Annotated in this window: 2 tRNA genes and 2 rRNA genes; all 4 read right to left on the reverse strand. The window is 49.3% G+C overall.

Annotated features, from left to right (window positions below):
- Nucleotides 1-656: ribosomal RNA gene (locus K1I67_RS09495) — 23S ribosomal RNA — on the reverse strand; the annotation flags it as partial.
- 124 nt (nucleotides 657-780) lie between these two features.
- A tRNA-Ala gene (locus K1I67_RS09500) sits at nucleotides 781-853 on the reverse strand.
- Nucleotides 854-903: 50 nt separating this feature from the next.
- Nucleotides 904-2451, reverse strand: a 16S ribosomal RNA gene (locus K1I67_RS09505).
- 241 nt (nucleotides 2452-2692) lie between these two features.
- Nucleotides 2693-2764, reverse strand: a tRNA-Glu gene (locus K1I67_RS09510).
- Nucleotides 2765-2804: the final 40 nt, after the last annotated feature.

The raw sequence follows: 2804 nt of genomic DNA on the forward strand, positions 1-2804 counted from the left end.
CGGCTCCGTCTCTTCAACTTAACCTCGCATCATATCGTAACTCGCCGGTTCATTCTACAAAAGGCACGCTCTCACCCATTAACGGGCTCGAACTTGTTGTAGGCACACGGTTTCAGGTTCTATTTCACTCCCCTCCCGGGGTGCTTTTCACCTTTCCCTCACGGTACTGGTTCACTATCGGTCACTAGGGAGTATTTAGGGTTGGGAGATGGTCCTCCCAGATTCCGACGGGATTTCGCGTGTCCCGCCGTACTCAGGATACTGCTAGGTACAAAGACTATTTTAAATACGAGGCTATCACTCTCTTTGGCTGATCTTCCCAAATCATTCTTCTATAGTCTTTGAGTCCACTTTGCAGTCCTACAACCCCGAAGAGTAAACTCTTCGGTTTGCCCTCCTGCCGTTTCGCTCGCCGCTACTAAGGCAATCGCTTTTGCTTTCTCTTCCTGCAGCTACTTAGATGTTTCAGTTCACTGCGTCTTCCTCCTCATATCCTTAACAGATATGGGTAACAGGTAGTACCTGTTGGGTTCCCCCATTCGGAAATCCCTGGATCATCGCTTACTTACAGCTACCCAAGGCATATCGTCGTTTGTCACGTCCTTCTTCGGCTCCTAGTGCCAAGGCATCCACCGTGCGCCCTTATTAACTTAACCTTATTTTTTGACCTTTCAGTCATAAACTCTTATTAATACTACAGCGTTTTCGGTTTATTTTCTTGTTACTATTTGATATAGATATTCAATTTTCAATGTGCATTACTTGGTGATCTCTCACCAATGGAGCCTAGCGGGATCGAACCGCTGACCTCCTGCGTGCAAAGCAGGCGCTCTCCCAGCTGAGCTAAGGCCCCACAAGACCTCTCAAGACTAAACAAGACCAATATGCATTCCTTATCCTTAGAAAGGAGGTGATCCAGCCGCACCTTCCGATACGGCTACCTTGTTACGACTTCACCCCAATCATCTATCCCACCTTAGGCGGCTGGCTCCAAATGGTTACCTCACCGACTTCGGGTGTTACAAACTCTCGTGGTGTGACGGGCGGTGTGTACAAGGCCCGGGAACGTATTCACCGCGGCGTGCTGATCCGCGATTACTAGCGATTCCGACTTCATGTAGGCGAGTTGCAGCCTACAATCCGAACTGAGACTGGCTTTAAGAGATTAGCTTGCCGTCACCGACTTGCGACTCGTTGTACCAGCCATTGTAGCACGTGTGTAGCCCAGGTCATAAGGGGCATGATGATTTGACGTCATCCCCACCTTCCTCCGGTTTATTACCGGCAGTCTCGCTAGAGTGCCCAACTGAATGATGGCAACTAACAATAGGGGTTGCGCTCGTTGCGGGACTTAACCCAACATCTCACGACACGAGCTGACGACAACCATGCACCACCTGTCACCTCTGTCCCGAAGGAAAACTCTATCTCTAGAGCGGTCAGAGGGATGTCAAGACCTGGTAAGGTTCTTCGCGTTGCTTCGAATTAAACCACATGCTCCACCGCTTGTGCGGGCCCCCGTCAATTCCTTTGAGTTTCAACCTTGCGGTCGTACTCCCCAGGCGGAGTGCTTAATGCGTTAGCTGCGGCACTAAACCCCGGAAAGGGTCTAACACCTAGCACTCATCGTTTACGGCGTGGACTACCAGGGTATCTAATCCTGTTTGCTCCCCACGCTTTCGAGCCTCAGCGTCAGTTACAAGCCAGAGAGCCGCTTTCGCCACCGGTGTTCCTCCATATATCTACGCATTTCACCGCTACACATGGAATTCCACTCTCCCCTCTTGCACTCAAGTTAAACAGTTTCCAAAGCGTACTATGGTTAAGCCACAGCCTTTAACTTCAGACTTATCTAACCGCCTGCGCTCGCTTTACGCCCAATAAATCCGGACAACGCTCGGGACCTACGTATTACCGCGGCTGCTGGCACGTAGTTAGCCGTCCCTTTCTGGTAAGATACCGTCACAGTGTGAACTTTCCACTCTCACACTCGTTCTTCTCTTACAACAGAGCTTTACGATCCGAAAACCTTCTTCACTCACGCGGCGTTGCTCGGTCAGACTTCCGTCCATTGCCGAAGATTCCCTACTGCTGCCTCCCGTAGGAGTCTGGGCCGTGTCTCAGTCCCAGTGTGGCCGATCACCCTCTCAGGTCGGCTATGTATCGTCGCCTTGGTGAGCCGTTACCCCACCAACTAGCTAATACAACGCAGGTCCATCTGGTAGTGATGCAATTGCACCTTTTAAGCAAATGTCATGCGACATCTACTCTTATGCGGTATTAGCTATCGTTTCCAATAGTTATCCCCCGCTACCAGGCAGGTTACCTACGCGTTACTCACCCGTTCGCAACTCATCCGGAAAGAGCAAGCTCCTTCCTTCAGCGTTCTACTTGCATGTATTAGGCACGCCGCCAGCGTTCGTCCTGAGCCAGGATCAAACTCTCATTAAAAGTTTGAGTTCTCACTCATTTCTGTCACTGACAGATTTATTGTTTTTTTCATTGTTCAGTACTACAACCTTGGTTGTAGTGCCCTGCACATTGGTTCGTCTTGTTCAGTTTTCAAAGGTCTTTGTCACTCACTTCTCTCAAGCGACAACTATATTAGTATATCACAGCCGCTTTCGCTTGTCAACACTTTTTTGAAACTTTTTTTAATTTTTTCATCTAGTGTTTCATCTGTAACATACCATAGTCCGTACGGGATTCGAACCCGTGTTACCGCCGTGAAAAGGCGGTGTCTTAACCCCTTGACCAACGGACCGGAGTTGTTATTTTCAACTCTTACTATTATACCGACTTTT

The sequence above is a fragment of the Streptococcus infantis genome, from assembly GCF_019929575.1.
Classification (GTDB): Bacteria; Bacillota; Bacilli; order Lactobacillales; family Streptococcaceae; genus Streptococcus; species Streptococcus infantis_L.